The following is a 20,939-nucleotide window of genomic DNA, read 5'->3' as shown; positions in this document are numbered from 1 at the left end:
GGAGTTTATTTTTTATTTCAGCGCTACTTATAAAGCCTTACTATGTTATAATTATGTATTAGCAAAGAGAGGTTTAAATTGGAAAATATAAATTTAATTAACGATTATAAATATAATATTGAAGAATATATAAAAAATGTTAAAGAGAATTATAGCTGTCAAAATAAAAATGCACTTGTTATAACTCATGGTTGTCAAATGAATGAACACGATTCCGAAAAAATAAGTTGGTTACTTGAAAAAATGGGTTACAATCTAGTAGATACAATAGAGGATGCAGACTTTATTTTGCTTAATACGTGTTCTGTAAGACACTCTGCGGAAGATAAGGTCTATGGACAGTTGGGAAATCTTAAACATCTAAAAAATCAAAATAAAAATATGAAAGTTGCCGTTTGTGGCTGCATGATGCAAAGAAAAGAATCAAGAGAATATGTAATTGATAAATTCGAAAATGTAGATATAATTTTCGGAACTAACAATATTTTTAGACTACCGGAGTTAATAATTTCCAACTATGAAACTAATAGTTTGGCAATGGATATTGATGAGAGTATGCTTCGTACAGATAGCGATATTGGCACAAATAGACTTTATAAATTTAAGTCTTATGTAAATATCATGTATGGATGTGATAATTTTTGTACTTTTTGCATTGTACCGTATACTAGAGGCAGAGAAAGTAGTAGAGAGCCTGATGATATAATTAATGAAATTAAAAATCTTGTTAAAACAGGTACTAAAGAAGTAACTCTTTTGGGTCAAAATGTAAACTCCTATGGAAAAAATTTAGACAAAAGAATAAATTTTACAGACCTGTTGTATAGAATCAATGAAATTGACGGATTGGAAAGAATAAGATTTATGACATCTCACCCTAAGGATATCTCAGATGAACTTATAAATGCCTATAAAGATCTTGACAAGCTATGTAACTTTCTACATTTACCAGTTCAATCCGGATCAACAAGATTACTTAAATTAATGAATAGAAAATATACAAAAGAAGACTATTTGAAAATTATAGATAAAATTAAAAATGTAAATCCCGATATAGCTTTGTGCACAGACTTAATGGTGGGATTCCCGGGAGAGGAAGAAGAAGACTTTTTAGAAACTCTAGACCTAGTTAAAAAAGTCGAATATGATACGTCCTTCACCTTTATATACTCAAAAAGGGAAGGGACAAGGGCTGCAAAATCTAAAGAACAAATCCCAGATAATATAAAGCATGAAAGATTTGAAAGACTCCTTGATGTTTTGTATCCTATTCAACTTAAAAAAAATACAAAACTTATAGGTAATATTGAAAAAGTCCTTGTTGAGGGAGCAAGTAAAAATAGAAGTGACGTTTTAACAGGCAGGACAGAAGGTTTTAAAACTGTTAATTTCAAGGGAAATAAAAAAGATATTGGAAATATTTTGGATGTAAAAATTATATCTGCAAATACTTTTTCTTTAAATGGTGATTTAATTGAATCTTAATAAAGAAAATATAACTCCAATGATGAAGCAATATTTAGATATTAAAAAAGAACATAAGGATAAAATATTACTTTTTAGACTTGGAGATTTTTATGAAATGTTTTTTGAAGATGCTTTAATTGTATCTAAAGAGTTAGATCTGACACTAACTAAAAGGGCTTCTTCAGGATCTAATACCCCAATGTGCGGATTTCCTTATCATGTAGCCCAGTCATATATATCAAGACTTATTAATAGAGGGTATAAGGTTGCAATATGCGAACAAGTAGAAGATCCTAAATTAGCAAAATCATTAGTAAAAAGAGAGGTAATACAAGTCTTAACTCCCGGGACCTTCACTGATCCTAACTATTTAAAGGGAGGGGAAAACAACTTTTTATTATCTTTATTTATTAAAAATAACAGCGTATATATAAGTTATTCCGATTACAGTACAGGTGAGCTTTACACTACCTCAAAAGTATTTTTAAATTCTGATAATCTTATAAAATTCTTTACGGATGAATATTATAGAATAAATCCAAGCGAAATTCTTATAAATAAACAAAATAATAAAAAAGTTGTTAATGCTATTGAAGGATTAAATACTTATGTCAACTATATTGATGATTTCAGCTATGATTATACTGTAATTAATGAAAAAAATAGATTTTTAATTAATAAAGATATTATTAAAGACCTAGATGCTTTAGGTTCAAAAAACCTTGTTAATGATTTTTCTTCTGTTAATATTCTGCTTAATTACTTGGCTGAAACACAAAAAATGGGATTAAATCACTTAAACTCAATAGTATATTATGATAGCGATAAGTTTATGACTATTGATGAAAATTCAAGGCAAAATCTTGAACTTGTTCGCGGCTCCAACACAGGGTCTAAATCTGAATCCCTACTTGGCGTACTTGACAATTGCAAGACATCTATGGGATCTAGAGAGCTTAAAAAATGGATTGAAGAACCTTTGAAAAATAAAGAAAAAATTGAATACAGATATGAAATCATAGATACCTTTATAAAAGATTTTATACTTCTTGATAAAATTGCTTCTTACTTAAAAAATATTTATGATATTGAGAGATTAAGTGTTAAAATCGCAAAAGAAACAGTTACTCCTAAGGATCTTATATCATTGGCCGATTCTTTGGATTCCATAAATAAGATTAAAGAAATTTTAGCGACTTGCGACTATAAAATTTTTAATGATCTTTCAGATGAAATAGAGCCTCTTTCTGAAATAAAAAGCAGAATTTCAGAAATGATAATGGAAGACCCTCCAGCTAATTTTGAGGAGAACCCTTTTATTAGAACCGGATTTTCTGAAGATTTAGATCAACTTTTTGATATAAGTTCAAGAGGTAAAGAATGGATCTTAAAGCTTGAAGACAAGGAAAGAAAAGATACAGGAATAAAAAACCTTAAAATAAAATATAATAAAATCCTAGGCTACTTTATTGAAGTTACTAAGTCATTTACAGACAAAGTACCTGATAGCTACATTAGAAAACAAACACTGGTAGGTTCTGAGAGATATTTTTGTATTGAGCTTAAGGAAATGGAATCTAAACTTCTAACCTCAAGAGAAGATGCTTTGAAAATGCAAATGGATCTTTTCAACGATCTTAGGAAGGAATTAATAAACAATATCCATAATATTCAAATTCTTTCAAAGGCTATTTCAAAAATTGATATTTTAGCCTCCCTTGCAGACACTGCTATTAAAAATAATTATGTAAAACCCATTATTAATAATAATGGAATTATAGATATAAAAGATGGTAGACATGCTATTGTAGAAAAAAGTATGACAGATGAACGTTTTATAGCTAATGATACAATACTTGACAATATGGACAATATGATTCATATAATTACCGGTCCAAACATGGCAGGTAAGTCGACTTATATGCGTCAAGTCGCTATTATTGTTATAATGGCTCAAATTGGTTCTTTCGTACCTGCATCTTATGCAAATATTTCTATTATAGATAAATTGTTTACAAGAATAGGAGCTTCAGATAACCTTTCAAGAGGCGAAAGTACTTTTATGGTGGAGATGAAAGAGGTTGCCAATATTATTAACAACGCAACTAAAGATTCTCTTGTAATACTTGATGAAGTAGGTAGAGGTACTAGTACCTATGATGGCATCTCTCTTGCTTGGGCTATAGTTGAAAATATAGCAGAAAATATAAAAGCTAAAACCCTATTTGCAACTCATTATCATGAATTGGTAGAATTAAGTAAAAAGTATAAATCTGTAACTAATTTAACTATAGAAGTTGAAAATCAAGAGGATAATATTATTTTTTTACGGAAAATAGTAGAAGGGTATAGCGACAATTCTTATGGTATAGAAGTTGCAAAACTTGCCGGGATAAATGAGTCTATTTTAAATAGAGCAAATGAAATTCTATATACCATATCAGAAGATAAAGATATCAAAATTTTAAGCTCTTCAGGATCAATTAAGCAAGAAAGTTTGGAGGATCCAGCAAAGAACAAATTAATTAGTGATATTTCACAAATAGATATAAATAATATTTCGCCTTTAGAATCTCTTAACCTACTAAATAAAATTATTCAAGAAATAAGGAAGATACTATGACTATAAATATACTTGATGATAATACAATTTCAAAAATTGCCGCAGGTGAAATTATTGAAAACCCGGCATCAATTGTAAAAGAGCTTCTTGAAAATTCAATAGATGCACAAGCTAAACATATTCTTGTTCAAATACAAGGGGAATGTACTCATGAGATAAAAATTATCGACGATGGCATCGGAATGATTAAAGAAGATTTACAAATTGCTTTTCTTAGGCATTCAACTTCTAAACTTAAAAATGCCGATGACCTTATGAATATATCTTCTTTAGGTTTTAGGGGAGAAGCTTTAGCAAGTATATCAGCTGTGTCAAAAATTGAAGTTTTAACAAAAAACGATGCTGAAAAAACAGGTTTAAAAGCTTATGTAGATCAGGGACTTATTAGGGATATAAAAAATATAGCAATGCAAAGAGGTACCAGCTTCTATATAAGAGACATATTTTACAATACTCCTGTTAGAAGGAAATATTTAAAAAGCGATAATGTCGAATTTAATAATATCTATGATATAGCTCAGAAAATTGCTCTTTCAAATCCAAATATATCTATTAAACTTATTAGAAATAATAAAATAATACTTGAATCTTTAAAAAATGAAAATAATATAAATCATATATATTCGATTTTAGGAAGAGATATTGCCTCACAATTAATTCCTATAGAATTTAAATCATCTTCCTATGATATTAAGGGATTTATTTCAAATAATAACTTATATAGGTCGAACAGACTTCACCAGTATATTTATATTAATGGTAGATATGTAAAAAGCTTAGAGATATCAAAAGCTATAGAAGATAAATATTACTCATTGATTCCTCTAAAGAGATTTCCGGTATTTGTTTTATATATAAATATAGATCCTATTTTAGTGGATGTAAATATACACCCGAAAAAACAAGAAATTAAACTTTCTAAAGATAATAATTTAACTGAAATCTTATCAAATCTGGTCTCGGAAGCTCTTTATCCTAATAGATTGATTTATAATCCTAAAAAAACTGAAAATAATCAATCTTTAAACAAATCAAATAAAAATATAAGTATTTTTGATTTATTTAAAGATAAAAAAAGTCTTAGTGATAATCAGGTGAGCATAAATCATAAATATCAAAATTTTGATGTAAAGGAACCTAATTTTGATACTAGAGAATCTAAAGTTAAAGAAAGTGATATTAAATATGAGATCAATTTCAACAATAGTGCCTTAACTGAAAAAGTTTCTAATAATCTCTTAGAAGATAATAATAAAAAAATAGACAAGGACCTTTTAACTGCAAGGCCTGTAGGTATAATTTTTGATACATTTATAATATTAGAGGATAAATCTAGAGATACCTTGTTTTTAATAGATCAGCATGCAGCTCATGAAAGAGTCATGTACGAAAAATTTAAAAATCAGTATGATAATTCTAAAGTATATAGCCAAATACTACTTAAACCTGAAATAATCAAGCTAAGCCCTAAGGAAAAAAATCTTATTGAAAACAATTTAGATTTATTTAAGCGATTAGGTTTTGAAATATCCGATTTTGGAGAGTCTGAAGTTCTAATAAGACAATATCCTATATTATTTGGTGAAAATATAGATAAAAACTTTATTTATGATCTTATATCTTCTCTTGAGAGCGTATCAAATCCATATCAAGTAGATCCATATAGAATTATGAAAAAAGCTTGTAAAGCCGCCGTTAAAGCTGGCGATAAACTAAGCTTAAACGAAGTTGATTCTTTGTTAAAATCCTTACTTGAATGCGATAACCCTTATACCTGTCCACATGGAAGACCAACTGTTATAGAAATTAGAAAATCTAACATAGAAAAAATGTTTTTAAGGGAGTGATCCTTTGGATAATCTTTTAATTATTACAGGACCTACAGGAATTGGGAAAAGCGACCTATCAATTAAGCTTGCCGAAAAATATAAGGGAGAGATTATATCGGCAGATTCTATGCAAATCTATAAAGGTATGGACATAGGTACTGCAAAAATTAATATTAAAGATACTTATATTAAGCATCATATGATAGATATTATTAATCCTAGTGAAAAATATAGTGTGGTTGACTTTCAATATGAAACAAAAAAGCTTATAAAAAACATAAATCTTAGAAACTTCTTACCCATTATAGTTGGTGGAACAGGGCTTTATATTAATTCAATAGTTTATAATTTAGATTTTCAGGAGGTTAAGGAAGATAAAGAATATAGAGATTACCTTGACAGTTTATATGAAAACATGGGATCTGATTATCTTTATAAAAAACTAGAAAGTTTGGATCCTATAAGTGCCTTAAAAATAGATCCAGCTAATAAACAAAGGCTTATAAGAGCTCTTGAAATTAATAAATACTCCAGGAAGAATAATGAAAATTTTAGAAGTGAGAATAATTCATACAACCTTTTGTTTATAGGCTTATATATGGATAGAAAAAGACTTTACGAAAAAATTGATTTAAGAGTTGATAATATGATGGAAGCAGGACTTTTAGAAGAAACTGAATTTTTATTTAACAAATTTAGCCGTGATGATTTAGAAAGTTTTAAAGCTATAGGCTATAGAGAGCTTATATCATATTTAAAAGGGGAAATAGATCTTAATAGAGCCGTAGAATTAATAAAAAGAAATTCACGAAGATATGCAAAAAGACAGCTTACTTGGTTTAAAAAGGATAAAAGAATTATTTGGATAAATAAAGATGAAGACAATTGGCAAGAAAAAATTGATAAATTAGTGGGAGAGCATTTTGGAAAGAAATAAATTATACTCAATACTTGATAGAGAATATAAAATTTCAAAAAAAGTATACGATTTTATAGAAACTTGTGAAAAGGAACTGGAACATAAATTTAGAGATAGAAAGGATATAAGCCAGTATAATCAGATAAAAATATTAAAAGCTATGCAAGAGTGCAAACTTCAGTCAACTGACTTTAATTGGACTACAGGCTATGGATACGGGGATATAGGTAGAGAAAAAGTTGAAAAAATCTATAGTCTAATATTTAATACAGAAGATGGGCTTGTTAGACCTAATATAGTTAGCGGAACTCATGCTATCTCCCTGAGTCTTTTTTCATGTCTTGAAAGGGGAGATCATTTACTATATATAACAGGATCTCCTTATGACACACTACAAAAAGTAATTGGTATTAAAGGAGATGCTAAAGGTTCTTTAATAGAAAAGGGTGTGGAGTACTCTGAGCTTGACTTAAAAAATAATTCAATAGATATTGAAAATCTGGACAATAAAATTAGAAAAACAACAAAGGTAATAGGTCTTCAAAGATCTACGGGCTATTCAGATAGGAGAGCCCTTACAGTAGATGAACTCGCTAAGGCCATAAAATATATAAAAGAAAAATATCCTAACATTATTACATTTGTAGATAATTGCTATGGAGAGTTTACAGAAACAGTAGAACCTACAGATTACGGAGCAGACTTAATAGCAGGTTCATTAATAAAAAATCCTGGAGGGGGATTAGCCTACAGTGGAGGCTATGTAGTTGGCAAGAAAGATCTTATTGAAAGAGTAGCAAATAGACTTACAGCCCCAGGAATCGGCAAAGATTGCGGTTTAAGTTTTGGTATGACTAGACAAATACTACAAGGATTGTTTATATCTCCAAAAGTTGTAGAAGACGCTGTAAATTCCGCTTTACTATTCTCCGTGGCTTTTGAGAAACTTGGTTTTAGAACAATACCAAAGTCCACAGATAAGAGATCTGACATAATACTTGCCATTGAATTAAAGGATCCTGAATTACTAAAAAAATTCTGCAGAGCAATTCAAGAATCATCTCCTGTTGACTCTCACTTTATTCCTGAACCTTGGGATATGCCGGGATATGAAGATAAGGTAATAATGGCTGCAGGAGATTTTATAGAGGGATCCTCTATAGAGCTTTCAGCAGATGGTCCTTTAAGAGAACCCTACATGGTATACTACCAAGGTGGATTAACTTATTATCATTCAAAATTTGCACTAGCAAAAATTTTATCAGAATTTATGTAAAGGTTTAAGATAATTACATCGTCCTATAAAGTCCAACTATCTTACCAAGTATACTTAAATTAGACACATATATAGGCTCCATAGAATCATTTTCAGGTTGAAGCCTATATATGCCATCTTCCTTATAAAAGGTTTTAATAGTAGCTTCATCTTCAATAAGAGCAAGAACTTTATCCCCATTTCTCGCAAAATCCGTCTTTTCTATAATTACATAATCACCATCTAAAATACCTGCATTAATCATACTTTCTCCACGAACTTTAAGAATAAATAAATCTTTATCTTGTGTAAACTCTAAGGGTAGGGGATAGGTATCCTCTATATTTTCATAGGCTAAGATAGGCATCCCGGCCGTGACGCAACCTACTATAGGTATATCTACAGTCTTTTTTTTCGTTAAAAGCAAATCATTATTACTATCCAATATTTCTATTGCCCTAGGTTTAGTAGGGTCTTTTTTAATATATCCTTTATTTTCAAGTTTTTCCATACTTCCGTGTACCGTAGAAGTACTTTTTATATTAAGCTCTGTGCATATTTCTCTAACTGTGGGAGGATAACCATTAGACTCAATAAAACGTTTTATAAAAAGTAAAATATCTATTTCTCGACTATTTAAATTTTCGTACATAAAAATCTCCTCCATATATTATTTGTTTAAGTATAACAAAAAAGAACAAGCATTTCAAACAAATGTTTGATTTATTTGAAAAATCTATTGACAAATATATGTTCTTAGTTTATCTTATATACAGAACATATATTCCGAACATACATTTAGAACATATATTTATTTATGAGGTGATTTTATGAATAGAAAAATATATATAAAAAAGAAAAAGGCAATTATAAGTTTAATTTTCATTTTTATTTTTTTGACAGGTCTTAATATAGTAGACTTAACTAATTATTATTTGCCTAAGCCAGATTCAAATTATTCTTACTATATAGTTTCTGAGAAGGATACTTTATGGACTATTGCAGATGAATATGGATTTAAAATTGACAAAAGGGATTATATTAATTTAATAAAAGAAGTTAATCAAATAGGGGATAATATTAAGCCTGGATCAGTTCTTAAAATACCCGGTGAAGTTAAGAGTAAGTAATTTAAATACAGATTAATGGACATAAAAATAGTCACAAAATAATAATTTTGTGACTATTTTTATATGGTCGCAGTTTCAGTTAAATATCTATATTTCAACTGTTTAGTTTTGTTAAGACATTAATTCTAGTTCTTATTATCGGATTAAGTATAAGCGTTTGTAAATATAAATTTTAAATCTTATAATCCACTATTAATTGTTTAACTTATAACTTTTAAGACTGAACATATAATATTTAAATTTAAAATTTATATTTAGTTATTTTATATAAGCTATTAAAAATATTTATTTTTCCTTGAATTCATAATCGGATAACGGATTATTCTCAACAGTTTCTCTTAATGATTTATTATCAATATGAGTATATATTTGAGTTGTTGTAACGGACTCATGACCTAAAATTTCTTGTAAAGACCTTATATCTGCATCTCCATATTGATACATTAAAGTAGCTGCCGTATGACGCAATTTATGCACTGTATACTTATTGGGATCAAGGCCGGCATTTGTTATATATTTTTCAACCATTCTTTGAACTTGTCTATTGCTGATTCTAGTATTTCTATTTGATAAGAATAAAGCCTCATCTTTAGATTTAGGTCTATATAAAAGATAATTGTTTATTGCTTCTTTAGTAGCCCTATTTAGATATATGGATCTTTGCTTTGAACCTTTGCCAGTTACAACCATTGTATCATTATCTCTAATATCATTAATATCAAGACCTGTCAGTTCACTTAGTCTTACTCCACAATTTAAAAATATGGTGATTATAGCAAAATCTCTAGCTTTATACTTATCTTGGGATTTTGAATTTTCTATTTCTTTAAGAAGCCTGTATGATTCATCCAGTGTTAAATAGGTTGGTAAGGTCTTCTCTATCTTAGGCATATCTACATCTTTAGCTGGATTATATTCAATTAAGTCTACTTTATTAGCCAAATAATTAAAAAAAGTTCTTACAGATGATATTTTTCTAAATTTTGTTTTATTATTATTTTTTCTATTCTTATCTAAATAAGATATATAAGCATAGACATCTCTTTTATCAATAGACTTAATAACATCTAAGTCCATAAGATCAATATCAACATCTTTTTCGGTTTCTATCTCGAATTCTTTGACTATTGATTTTCTAATTAGAATGAATCTAAAAAAAGTTCTTATATCATAATAATATTCTCTGTTGGTTTTTTCAGAGGTGCCTCTTGAAGTACTAAGATAAGATATAAAATCATCTAATAAATTACTTTTTATCATTTTTCCTCCTATAAATAAAAAACCCGTATTAAACAGGTTTTTTATTTGGCATATTCAACAGCTCTAGTTTCCCTAATGACATTTACTTTTATCTGTCCTGGAAAATCCAAATCATTCTCAATTCTTTTTACAATTTTTCTTGCAGTCAAAGTAATTTCAGCTTCTGAAATTTCTTCAGGTTTTACTATTATACGAATCTCTCTACCAGCTTGAATAGCATATGATTTCTCAATTCCATTAAATGAAGTTGCAATCTCTTCAAGTTTTTCAAGCCTCTTTATATAAGATTCGACAGTTTCTCTTCTCGCACCCGGTCTTGCTGCAGATATAGCATCAGCTGCTTGAACCAAAATTGATTCGATAAATTTAGGTTCTGTATCTCCATGATGAGATTCTATAGCGTCAATAACTGTGGCTGGTTCTCTATATCTTTTTGCCAGTTCAACACCAAGATCAACATGAGGGCCTTCAACTTCATGATCAATGCTTTTACCTATATCATGAAGAAGTCCGCCTCTTTTAGCTAACTTAACATCAGCTCCTATCTCACTGGCTAATATACCAGCAATATTCGAAACCTCAACAGAGTGTTTTAAAACATTTTGACCATAACTTGTCCTATATTTAAGTCTACCCAAATATTTAATAAGCTCAGGGTGAAGTCCATGAACTCCAGCATCATAAGCTGCTTGTTCTCCAGATTCCTTAATCATAACATCTACTTCTTTTTGAGCTTTTTCAACTGATTCTTCAATTCTAGTAGGATGAATTCTACCATCAGAAACCAGTTTTTCTAAAGCAACTCTTGCAATTTCCCTTCTAACAGGGTCAAATGAAGATAAAACCACAGCTTCAGGAGTATCATCAATTATTAAATCAACACCTGTTAGCGCTTCAATAGATCTTATATTTCTACCCTCTCTGCCTATTATTCTTCCCTTCATTTCATCGTTAGGAAGATTAACAACAGACACAGTACTTTCTGCAACTTGATCCGCTGCACATCTTTGAATAGCTTGGGCAATAACATCCCTCGCATACTTGTTACTTTCATCTTTAATTCTTGCTTCATTTTCTTTAATAATCAATGCAGATTCTTGAGTAATTTCTCTTTCCAATTCAGATAGTAAAAGTTTTTTACCTTCATCAGCAGTAAGTCCAGAAATTTTTTGAAGCTCCTGATCCCTTAACTCAACAAGTTCTTCGGCTTTAGCATACTTTTCCTTAACTTCATCCAGCTTAGAGCTAAGTTTTTCTTCTTTCTTCTCAAGAGATACAATTTTTCTCTCAACAGACTCTTCTCTTGCAACAACTCTATTTTCAAGAGTTTGGAGTTCCTTTCTTCTCTGCTTTGTTTCCCTATCATTTTCACTTCTAAGTCTATGAATTTCTTCCTTAGCTTCAAGTAGTAATTCTCTTTTCTTAGACTCAGCCTCATGTTCTGCATCTGTGATTATTCTTGTCGCTAAATTATTAGCATCATTTAACTTACCCTCGCTAATATATTTTCTAACAGCATATCCAATGGCTAAGCCTATTGGAAGGCTGACAATGATCGCAATTATAATCTGTAACATTCATACACCTCCTTATTTAATTTTCAAGTTCCAATTTTATAATTACATATTTCAATATAAACTTGTACAGAATTATTTTATATCTTTTAAAAAGATAAGTCAAGAAAGGCATAAAGTGGTTAATTTTTTATAAAATTTCATAAAATGATTGCATACATAAAGGGACCTATTATTTTAAATATTTTTAAATAATAAGTCCTGAATAAAATTTATCTAAATTTTAATTTGTGAACTATTTAAGATCAAGTGCTGATTCCGGTAAAATCTGACCACCATCTACTATTATACTTTGTCCGGTAATATACTTTGCTTCGTCAGATGCTAAAAATATTACAGCATAAGCAATATCTTCAGGTTTACCTAACTTACCTAAAGGTATTATAGACTCTTGATCTTTTATATATTTTTCTCCTAAAACATTTTCCATTCCCGGGGTCATTATATTTCCAGGTTCTACTGCATTAATATTTATACCTAAACCTGATAATTCTAGAGCTGCCGTTCTCATAAATCCGTTTACTCCTGCTTTAGCAGCACTATAGTGAGAAAGTCCGGGATTTCCCACTCTGTTTCCTGTAATTGAAGATGTTATGACTATGCTCCCTCCTGTTTTTAAATAATTCATAGCTTCCTTTGTGTTTAGGAAAACTCCTTTTAAGTTGATATTTATAACTTCATCCCAGTTTTCAGAAGACATATCAGATATTCTTTTTTGTGGAAAGTATCCTGCATTTAAAACAACTATATCAATAGAACCCAGGAATTTTTCTGTTTCCTTAAATAATTTTTTTGTATCTTCTTCTAACGATACGTCAGATTTTATAAATTTTATCTTTCCAGGATAGGTTGAAAATTCTTTTTCTGTGCTCTCCCCAGTTTGAACGTTTCTTCCTGAAAAAACAACATTCGCGCCTTCTTTTAAAAAGGTTTCAGTTATTGATTTACCTATCCCCTTTCCCCCGCCTGTTATTAAAACATTCTTACCATTCATTGAAAATGCCATTTTTATCCTCCTGTTTTTATCAAAAATTTAAAACTTAGCTATAATATAATTTTATAAGCTTTAATTATTAATTATGTCACTATCAATAGTATATTCTAAATAAAGAAAAGATAACATCTATTGATGTTATCTTTTAAGATTAAATATTAGATTTTCTTCTTAGTAAAAATCCAGGTTTTACTTCATTTATAGTTTTTATTTTAAATATTTGTTTTGCCCTATTTGCAACTTCAATATCTTTGTTGTCCTCATCCGTCATAAAATCAATGGTTTGATTAAAATATTTAACTCCTGGCCCAAAGATTTCTATATTTTCTCCCTTAAAAACTCTATTTCTTTGCTCTATAGTCGCTATTTGTGTATCTTTATCATAGTCCAATGCTATTCCGATAAAATCATAACCCCTAATATATGAATTATTTTCATATACTTGAGAGTCCTGATTTGCCTTACCATAGAAAAATCCTGTGGTGAAATCTCTGTGACTTACTTTTTTTATTTCTTCTAAAAGTGCCGGATCATACCTGTATGATTGAGGATTATTATAATAAGCATCTATAGCCATTCTATAAGATCTAATAACTGTCGCTAAATAATACTCGCTCTTTACCCTTCCTTCTATTTTTAAACTGCTTATACCAGCTTCTATAAGCTCATCGATGTGCTCTATCATGCACAAATCTTTTGAATTCATTATAAAAGAACCTTCTTCGTGTTCTTCTATGGGAAAATATTCTCCCGGTCTTTTTTCTTCTACAAGATAATATTTATATCTACAGGGTTGAGCACAATCTCCCATATTGGCATCTCTACCTGTCATGTAATTTGACAATAAGCATCTACCAGAATAAGACATACACATAGCACCATGAAGAAAGGTTTCTATCTCAATTAAGTTAGAGCAATCTCTAACAATTTCTTTTATTTCCTTCAAAGATAGCTCTCTTGCAAGGACTACTCTTTTAGCGCCTTGATTAGCCCAAAATTTGACTGTTTGAGAATTTGTAACAGAACCTTGAGTTGAAATATGAATATCTAAGTTTGGAGCTGATTCTCTAATATTTGTAAACATTCCCGGATCAGAAACTATTACGGCATCCACTCCTATATCATAAAGGTTTTTTGCATAGTTACCTACCCCTATTATGTCTTTATTGTGAGGGATAATGTTTAGGGTAACATGTACTTTTTTACCCCTGTCATGAGCATATTTTACTCCCTTTGCTATTTGATCGATATTAAAGTTTTTTGATGCCTTTCTTAATCCAAAACTCTCTCCTCCTAAATATACCGCATCAGCTCCATAGTCTATAGCATATTTTAATTTATTTAAGTCACCTGCCGGTGCTAATAACTCAACTTTTTTAGTCATTTTTCCTCCTAACTAATAAAATTCCGTCTCCTATAGGAACTATTGATGAAATAAAACTATTATTTGACTTTATATCTAATAAAAATTTTCTCAACCTTTTTACTATTGTTTTTGCCCTTTTATTAATCAAATCGTCACTTGCAATCATGCCTTTAAACAAAACATTATCACATATAATTATTCCATTGCTATTAAGCAACCTAATCGCCAAGTCAAAATATTTTTGATACTGTCCCTTTGCTGCATCTATAAAAATTAAATCAAAAACCTCTTTTTCATCCTGTAGATATAAATATGCATCTTCATTAATAACTTTAATTTTATCTGATAATTTAAAATCCTCTATATTTTTATTTGCTATTTTTACTATTTCTTTATTTATTTCTATTGTTTTTAATTTTTTTAAATTCTTTGAAGCTTTTGCTAAAATTATAGAAGAATATCCAATAGCTGTACCAAGCTCAAGAATTTTCTCAGAGTTTTTCATATATGCTAAAAATTTTATAAATTCTTCCGTTTCAGTACCAATTATAGGTATAGAATTTTCCTTAGCATAATTTCTCATAGATAAAATTTTGGGATCTTCTTCAAAATTTAAACTTTTAATATAGCCTTCAATATATTCATAGTTAATATTTGTCATTTTTACCTCGTAAAAAAAGGAATCTTTCGATTCCAATTTTCAAATTTCTATAATTATAGGTAATATCATAGGGTTCCTTTTGGTTTGTTGGAATAAATATCCCTTTAAATCGTCTCTAATAGTATTTTTAAGTGATGACCAATCAAATATATCTTCAGATGAACATTTATCAAGACTTAACTGAACCACTCCTTTAGCCTCTTCCATTAAATCTTCTGATTCTCTTACATATACGAAACCTCTTGAAATAATTTCAGGCCCTGATACAATCTTTTTCTTTTCTCTTGATACTCCAAGAACTACAATTATAAGCCCATCTTCAGATAAATGTTTTCTGTCCCTTAGAACTATATTGCCTACATCTCCTATACCAAGCCCATCTACAAGTATTTCTCCTGATGGAACGTCCCCTATGAATTTAGCGCCATTCTGTGAAATCTCAAGTACATTTCCATTGTCCATTATAAATATATTTTCTTTTTTTACCCCCAAAGATTCAGCAATTTCAGCATGTTTAAACAAATGTCTAATTTCACCATGAGCCGGTATAAAGTACTTGGGCTTCACAAGAGTAAGGATTAGTTTCAGCTCTTCTTGTCTGGCGTGACCAGAAACATGAATCTCTGTTAAACTTTCATACACAACCTCTGCCCCAGATTCCAGTAATTTATTTATTACCTTTGTTACATCCGTTTCATTACCTGGAATAGGTGTAGCGGAAAGTATAACCACATCATTTTTAGTTAAGTGTATCTTTCTATGTTCCCCGCAAGCAATTCTAGTTAAAGCCGACATCGGTTCTCCTTGTGAACCTGTTGTTATAAAAACAAGCTCATTATCATCATATTTATTTATATCCTTTATATCAATAATAGTATTCTTTTTAACATTTAAGTAATTTAATTTTCTAGCTGTCTCTATAACATTAACCATTGACCTGCCGGATAAAACAACTTTTCTATTATATTTTTCTGCAGAATTAATTATTTGCTGCACCCTATGAACATTTGATGCAAAGGTAGCTATTATAAGTCTGTTATCTTTCTTTTGAGAAAATAATCTGTTAAAAGTTTCTCCTACTTTGGATTCGCTCATTGTATAGCCTTCCCTAAGTACATTAACAGATTCTCCTATCATTGCAATAACACCTTTTTCTCCAATCTGAGATATTCTCTTAAGATCAATTTTCTCACCGGAAATAGGTGTAAAGTCAACTTTAAAGTCTCCCGAATGATAAACATATCCCAATGGTGTTTTAATTGCTATGGCGCACGAATCAGGAATTGAGTGATTTACTCTTATCCATTCAACTTCCATTTTACCAAATTTTATATTATCTCCTGCATGTACAACATTAAGGTCAACATTACCCAAACGATGCTCCTTTAATTTATTTTCCAAAAGTCCTATTGTAAGAGGTGTTCCATAAATAGGCATCTTTATCTTTTTCAAAACATAAGGTATAGCCCCTATATGGTCCTCGTGTCCGTGTGTTAAAACCAAAGCCTTAATCTTTTCTTGATTTTTGATTAAATAAGATACATCTGGAATTATTATGTCAATTCCAAGATGTTCTTCTCCAGGAAATGTCATACCACAATCTACTATAATTATTTCATCACGATATTCTATCAAAGTCAAATTTTTCCCTACCTCGTGCATACCTCCAAGGGGAATAATTTTTAACTTATTACTATTTTTCATTATCTTTCTCCTTTTTATTGCGGCATTTCTCACAATATCCGTAGAACTTAAGATTATGATCAATTATAGTAAAATGTTCAGTTTTCTCGATTTTTTCTTCCAAAGAATCTAATAAATCTAATTTCACTTCAGTAATACTTGAACAGTTCAAACAAATTAAATGATGATGTCTATGTTTTGAATTAGATGATTTAACTTCATATCTAACGACACCGTCATCAAAACTAATTTTATATAGAATTCCAAGTTGTTCAAAAAGCATAAGTGTTCTATATATGGTTGCAATACCAATTTCTGGAGATTCTTCAGATACATATTCGTAAACATCTTCAGTAGATAAATGCTCTCCCGGGTTATTTAAAAATACATTATAAATTTTCGATCTTTGATTAGTAAATTTATGTCCATTTTCCTTAAGCACTTGCTTGATATATTCCCTACTTGAGCTCATAATCCACCCCTTTATCTATATTATTTTTCAGAAATCAATTCCTCATAGGCTTCCTGAGCCTCTTTTAATTCCTCATCATCTATTCCTTTTAAATATTCCTCGCCTTCATCATCGATTTCTATTCTTAGTAAATAGATTAAGTTCTCTTCATCGTCAATTCTTTGCATTGCCACATAATATTTATCATCAATGCCGAACTTTGCCTTAATGTCAAATTCAGCAGAATTTCCTTCTTCGTCATAAAAAATTTGCTTGTTCATTTTTCCTCCTAGTTACTATCTAAATAAGTTTGTAGAATGTAAGTCGCCGCAATTTTATCTATGTGTTTTTTTCTGTTTTCTCTTCTAACTTTACCTTCCATTAAGACTCTATTTGCAGAAATAGTAGTCAATCTCTCATCTACGTAACCCACTTTAATGTTAAATTCGTTTTCAAGCTTTGTGGCAAATTTTCTAACCTTTTCACATTGCGGACCTATTGTATTATTCATATTTTTCGGTAGACCTACAATAATTTTTCCAATATTATATTTATCAATAATATCTTTAATTTCACTAAAGACCTGTTCATTAGATTCACGTTTAATTGTTACAAGAGGTTGTGCAATAAATAAAAGCTCATCACTAATAGATACACCTATCCACTTATCTCCTATATCTAATCCTAAAATTCTAATACAATCACAACCTAACTTATCTTTAATGTGCAAGTGAGATGGAAACACCATCTCACTTCATTATTTTAAATACGATTTTAATAGTTCCGCCAATAAATTATCTCTTTCTATCTTTTGAATTATGGATCTTGCATTATTATAACTTGTTATATAAGTAGGGTCTCCAGATAGTATATATCCTATAATTTGATCAATTGGATTATATCCTTTTTCCTCTAAAGAATCATATATACTTTTTAGCATATTCCTATATTTTTCAGATTCTAAATATTGTTTTTCAAATACTTGTGTTTCATAATTTTTATCCATAATTAACCTCCACGTTAATTATATCATAGAACTTTCTATAACAAAATTAATTTAAAAGATTTTCTATACCTGAAAGGGCTTCATCAACTTTAGACAAATCTTTTCCACCAGCCGTCGCCATATCAGGTCTTCCGCCTCCGCCTCCACCAGCGATTTTAGCAATTCCCTTTACTATTTTACCTGCATTAATACCCTTAGATACAAGGTCCTTTGAAACTGCACATACAAAATTAAGTTTTCCATCATTTTCAGTTGCAAAAACAACAACAACAGAATCGAGTTTGTTTCTTACAAGGTCTGCAAGGTTTCTCAATGTATCAAGATCAACTCCATTAAACTTATATGTTACATAATTTATTGAGTTTATACTTCTTACCTTGTTAATAATTTTAGATATCTCGTCTTTTGCAGTCTGAAGTTTAAGAAGATTAATTTCTTTCTCATAATTTTTTAAAGACTTAGTTAAATGTTCAATTTTATTAACAATCTCTTCTTTACTGGATTTTAACAAAGCAGCGCTTTGGTTTCTTGTCTTTTCAAGATTATTTAGATAATCATATACAACAGGTCCCGTAATAGCTTCAATTCTTCTTACTCCTGATGAAATTCCGTTTTCTGAAAGAATTTTAAACATTTGAATTTCTGAAGTATTATTCACATGAGTACCCCCACATAATTCTGTAGAATAATCTCCCATAGATACAATCCTAACCTTTTCTCCGTACTTTTCTTCAAAAAGACCGATTGCTCCTGACTCATATGCTTCTTTCAATGGTTTAATTTCAGTTTTAACTTTAAGAGATTCAGAAATTTTTTCATTTACTATTCTTTCTATCTTTTCCAAATCTTCATCTTTTATAGCTTCATAATGAGTAAAGTCAAATCTCATTGATTTATCTAAAACTTCAGATCCGGCTTGATTTACATGATCTCCTAAAACTTCTTTTAAAGCCTTGTGTAATAAATGTGTAACTGAGTGATTTTTTCTAATATTATTTCTTCTTGCCGCATCAATTTCTGCATTAACTGCCGTTTTTCTTGCAGTCCCTTCTTCAACATCTACAATATGAATAATTAAATCATTATGAATCTTTTTAGTATCTAAAACTCTAAGCTTAAAATCATCTGAATAGATTATGCCTGTATCTCCCACTTGACCTCCACTTTCTCCATAAAAAGGTGTCTTATCGAGTACAACTATACCTCTATGTCCTTCAGATAAATTCTCAACTTCTTTATCGTCTTTAGTTATAAAAATAATATTTGATTTACTTTTATTATATTCATAGCCTACAAATTCAGATTCTAAATTTTCATAAATTTTTTCATCAGATAAGTTTGACCATCCAGAATCTGTATTATCATGCCTTGCTTCCCTTGCTCGTTGCCTTTGCTCTTCCATATTAGACTTAAATGCTTCCATATCAATGGACATGTTTTTTTCATTTAATATTTCTTCTGTTAAATCTACTGGAAATCCATAAGTATCATATAATTTAAAAGCAATTTCTCCACTAAGAATTTTTTCATTATTATTTTTCATTGAATTTATATATGAATCCAGTATCTCCATGCCTGATTCCAAAGTTTCAAGGAATTTTTCCTCTTCAGCTTTAATAACCTTCATTATAGTTTCCTTGTTATCTTTTAAATCAGAATAATAATCTTGGCCCCAGGAGTCTATAACAAATTCTGAAAGTTCAGATAAAAAACCTCCTTTGATTCCAAGAAGCCTACCGTGTCTTGAAGCTCTTCTTATAAGCCTTCTAAGAACATAACCTCTACCTTCGTTTGAAGGCCTTATATTGTCGGAAATCATAAAAGTTATAGCCCTTATATGGTCTGTAATCACTCTAACAGATACATCAAGTTTACTGTCACTTGTGTATTTGTAGCCTGCTTTTTTAGTAATTAAGTAAATTATCTCCTTTATAGCATCTATCTCAAATATATTATCTGTTCCCTGTAAAATAGTTGCCAATCTTTCAAGACCCATACCTGTATCTATATTGGGATGATCTAAAGGATTATAAACTTTATTTTCATCTTTATCAAATTGAGTAAATACAAGATTCCAAACCTCTATAAACCTGTCACATTCACAACCAGGTTTACAGTCAGGACTTCCGCAACCATAATCTTCTCCCCTGTCAATGTAAATTTCTGAACAAGGACCTGACGGGCCTACTTCAAGTTCCCAAAAGTTATCTTCTTTTCCAAGTCTAACTATTTTCTCTTCAGGTATCCCTATTTTATTGTGCCAGATATTAAAAGCTTCATCATCTTCAAAATATACGCTAACCCATATATCTTTAGGGTTTATTTCAAGTACCTTTGTTAAAAATTCATAAGCCCATTCAATAGCTTCGTTTTTAAAATAATCACCAAAAGAAAAATTCCCCAACATTTCAAAAAAAGTAGCATGTCTATCTGTCTTACCTACATTTTCTATGTCTCCTGTTCTAATGCACTTTTGACAAGTAGTCACTCTTTTAGAAGGAGGTGTTAATTCCCCTGTAAAATATTTTTTCATAGGCGCCATTCCCGCACCTATAAGAAGCAAAGATTTATCCCCCTTTGGAACTAAGGAAAAACTTGGCAGGACTAAATGTCCCTTTGATTTAAAAAATTCTAAATAAGCTGTCCTAATATCATGTAATTTTAATCTTTTCACACTGCACCTCACCTTAAAACTCCTCCCATTTTGGGAGGAGATACCTT

The 20,939-nt window shown here is 29.9% G+C and carries 18 protein-coding genes; 6 read left to right on the top strand and 12 right to left on the bottom strand.

Annotated elements, in window-relative coordinates:
* Positions 1-78: 78 nt before the first annotated feature.
* Genes miaB through PEPCATONIAE_RS00750 form a run of 5 tightly spaced genes read left to right on the top strand, consistent with a single transcriptional unit; the run spans position 79 to position 8,114 of the window.
* Complete coding sequence (miaB, locus tag PEPCATONIAE_RS00770; protein WP_138158905.1) at positions 79-1,485, top strand: tRNA (N6-isopentenyl adenosine(37)-C2)-methylthiotransferase MiaB; 1,407 nt, start codon at positions 79-81, stop codon at positions 1,483-1,485.
* A complete protein-coding gene (gene mutS / locus PEPCATONIAE_RS00765; protein ID WP_346265064.1) occupies positions 1,475-4,090 on the top strand; it encodes a DNA mismatch repair protein MutS in 2,616 nt (871 codons plus the stop codon). The genes miaB and mutS overlap by 11 nt, the downstream gene beginning before the upstream one ends.
* Complete coding sequence (mutL, locus tag PEPCATONIAE_RS00760) at positions 4,087-5,937, top strand: DNA mismatch repair endonuclease MutL (RefSeq protein WP_138158903.1); 1,851 nt, start codon at positions 4,087-4,089, stop codon at positions 5,935-5,937. Before mutS ends, mutL begins: the two co-directional genes overlap by 4 nt.
* Before the next feature lie 4 nt (positions 5,938-5,941).
* On the top strand, positions 5,942-6,856 hold the full coding sequence (miaA, locus tag PEPCATONIAE_RS00755) for a tRNA (adenosine(37)-N6)-dimethylallyltransferase MiaA (protein WP_138158901.1): 915 nt from the start codon (positions 5,942-5,944) through the stop codon (positions 6,854-6,856).
* The gene (locus PEPCATONIAE_RS00750) at positions 6,843-8,114 is read left to right on the top strand and encodes a methionine gamma-lyase family protein (RefSeq protein WP_138158899.1); all 1,272 of its coding nucleotides are present in this window, start codon (positions 6,843-6,845) and stop codon (positions 8,112-8,114) included. Before miaA ends, PEPCATONIAE_RS00750 begins: the two co-directional genes overlap by 14 nt.
* 13 nt (positions 8,115-8,127) lie before the next feature.
* Here PEPCATONIAE_RS00750 and lexA read toward each other — a convergent pair whose 3' ends face one another.
* Positions 8,128-8,745, bottom strand: a complete 618-nt coding sequence (lexA, locus tag PEPCATONIAE_RS00745; RefSeq protein ID WP_138158897.1) for a transcriptional repressor LexA — start codon at positions 8,743-8,745, stop codon at positions 8,128-8,130.
* A gap of 178 nt (positions 8,746-8,923) precedes the next feature.
* Here lexA and PEPCATONIAE_RS00740 point away from each other — a divergent pair, with 178 nt between their 5' ends.
* Positions 8,924-9,223 carry a LysM peptidoglycan-binding domain-containing protein gene (locus PEPCATONIAE_RS00740; RefSeq protein WP_138158895.1) on the top strand — a complete coding sequence of 100 codons (300 nt, stop codon included), beginning with the start codon at positions 8,924-8,926 and terminating at the stop codon, positions 9,221-9,223.
* 285 nt (positions 9,224-9,508) lie between these two features.
* On the opposite strand, the gene PEPCATONIAE_RS00735 is transcribed toward PEPCATONIAE_RS00740, so the two are convergent.
* The 11 genes from PEPCATONIAE_RS00735 to alaS form a co-directional block, all read right to left on the bottom strand.
* Entirely contained in the window at positions 9,509-10,483 is a 975-nt protein-coding gene (locus PEPCATONIAE_RS00735) for a tyrosine recombinase XerC (protein WP_138158893.1), read from the bottom strand.
* A gap of 41 nt (positions 10,484-10,524) precedes the next feature.
* Complete coding sequence (gene rny, locus PEPCATONIAE_RS00730; RefSeq protein ID WP_138158891.1) at positions 10,525-12,060, bottom strand: ribonuclease Y; 1,536 nt, start codon at positions 12,058-12,060, stop codon at positions 10,525-10,527.
* 232 nt (positions 12,061-12,292) lie between these two features.
* Positions 12,293-13,063, bottom strand: coding sequence for an SDR family oxidoreductase (locus PEPCATONIAE_RS00725; protein WP_138158889.1), 771 nt, complete (start codon positions 13,061-13,063; stop codon positions 12,293-12,295).
* 139 nt (positions 13,064-13,202) lie between these two features.
* Positions 13,203-14,435: a peptidase U32 family protein gene (locus PEPCATONIAE_RS00720; RefSeq protein ID WP_138158887.1), complete on the bottom strand. Its 1,233-nt coding sequence runs from the start codon at positions 14,433-14,435 to the stop codon at positions 13,203-13,205.
* A complete protein-coding gene (locus PEPCATONIAE_RS00715; protein WP_138158885.1) occupies positions 14,428-15,078 on the bottom strand; it encodes an O-methyltransferase in 651 nt (216 codons plus the stop codon). Before PEPCATONIAE_RS00715 ends, PEPCATONIAE_RS00720 begins: the two co-directional genes overlap by 8 nt.
* Positions 15,079-15,117: 39 nt before the next feature.
* Positions 15,118-16,782: a ribonuclease J gene (locus PEPCATONIAE_RS00710; protein WP_138158883.1), complete on the bottom strand. Its 1,665-nt coding sequence runs from the start codon at positions 16,780-16,782 to the stop codon at positions 15,118-15,120.
* Positions 16,772-17,233 carry a Fur family transcriptional regulator gene (locus PEPCATONIAE_RS00705; RefSeq protein WP_138158881.1) on the bottom strand — a complete coding sequence of 154 codons (462 nt, stop codon included), beginning with the start codon at positions 17,231-17,233 and terminating at the stop codon, positions 16,772-16,774. The genes PEPCATONIAE_RS00710 and PEPCATONIAE_RS00705 overlap by 11 nt, the downstream gene beginning before the upstream one ends.
* A gap of 20 nt (positions 17,234-17,253) precedes the next feature.
* The gene (locus PEPCATONIAE_RS00700) at positions 17,254-17,493 is read right to left on the bottom strand and encodes a DUF1292 domain-containing protein (RefSeq protein WP_138158879.1); all 240 of its coding nucleotides are present in this window, start codon (positions 17,491-17,493) and stop codon (positions 17,254-17,256) included.
* An 8-nt stretch (positions 17,494-17,501) separates the two neighbouring features.
* Positions 17,502-17,960, bottom strand: a complete 459-nt coding sequence (gene ruvX, locus PEPCATONIAE_RS00695) for a Holliday junction resolvase RuvX (RefSeq protein ID WP_138158877.1) — start codon at positions 17,958-17,960, stop codon at positions 17,502-17,504.
* A gap of 9 nt (positions 17,961-17,969) precedes the next feature.
* The gene (locus PEPCATONIAE_RS00690; RefSeq protein ID WP_138158875.1) at positions 17,970-18,218 is read right to left on the bottom strand and encodes an IreB family regulatory phosphoprotein; all 249 of its coding nucleotides are present in this window, start codon (positions 18,216-18,218) and stop codon (positions 17,970-17,972) included.
* 46 nt (positions 18,219-18,264) lie between these two features.
* Positions 18,265-20,892 (bottom strand): alanine--tRNA ligase, encoded by a 2,628-nt coding sequence (gene alaS, locus PEPCATONIAE_RS00685; RefSeq protein ID WP_180339329.1) that lies wholly within the window; start codon positions 20,890-20,892, stop codon positions 18,265-18,267.
* Between the last annotated feature and the right edge of the window lie 47 nt (positions 20,893-20,939).

This window comes from Peptoniphilus catoniae (genome assembly GCF_901447155.2).
Classification (GTDB): domain Bacteria; phylum Bacillota; class Clostridia; order Tissierellales; family Peptoniphilaceae; genus Peptoniphilus_E; species Peptoniphilus_E catoniae.
This window is presented reverse-complemented; position numbering and strand designations above follow the sequence as displayed.

Coding starts and splice junctions, on each gene's coding strand:
- PEPCATONIAE_RS00705 (WP_138158881.1), bottom strand. CDS start 17,233: ATGAGCTCAAGTAGGGAATATATCAAGCAAGTGCTTAAGGAAAATGGA.
- PEPCATONIAE_RS00725 (WP_138158889.1), bottom strand. CDS start 13,063: ATGGCATTTTCAATGAATGGTAAGAATGTTTTAATAACAGGCGGGGGA.
- PEPCATONIAE_RS00700 (WP_138158879.1), bottom strand. CDS start 17,493: ATGAACAAGCAAATTTTTTATGACGAAGAAGGAAATTCTGCTGAATTT.
- PEPCATONIAE_RS00690 (WP_138158875.1), bottom strand. CDS start 18,218: ATGGATAAAAATTATGAAACACAAGTATTTGAAAAACAATATTTAGAA.
- mutL (WP_138158903.1), top strand. CDS start 4,087: ATGACTATAAATATACTTGATGATAATACAATTTCAAAAATTGCCGCA.
- PEPCATONIAE_RS00740 (WP_138158895.1), top strand. CDS start 8,924: ATGAATAGAAAAATATATATAAAAAAGAAAAAGGCAATTATAAGTTTA.
- PEPCATONIAE_RS00715 (WP_138158885.1), bottom strand. CDS start 15,078: ATGACAAATATTAACTATGAATATATTGAAGGCTATATTAAAAGTTTA.
- ruvX (WP_138158877.1), bottom strand. CDS start 17,960: ATGGTGTTTCCATCTCACTTGCACATTAAAGATAAGTTAGGTTGTGAT.
- PEPCATONIAE_RS00710 (WP_138158883.1), bottom strand. CDS start 16,782: ATGAAAAATAGTAATAAGTTAAAAATTATTCCCCTTGGAGGTATGCAC.
- rny (WP_138158891.1), bottom strand. CDS start 12,060: ATGTTACAGATTATAATTGCGATCATTGTCAGCCTTCCAATAGGCTTA.
- lexA (WP_138158897.1), bottom strand. CDS start 8,745: ATGTACGAAAATTTAAATAGTCGAGAAATAGATATTTTACTTTTTATA.
- PEPCATONIAE_RS00735 (WP_138158893.1), bottom strand. CDS start 10,483: ATGATAAAAAGTAATTTATTAGATGATTTTATATCTTATCTTAGTACT.
- PEPCATONIAE_RS00720 (WP_138158887.1), bottom strand. CDS start 14,435: ATGACTAAAAAAGTTGAGTTATTAGCACCGGCAGGTGACTTAAATAAA.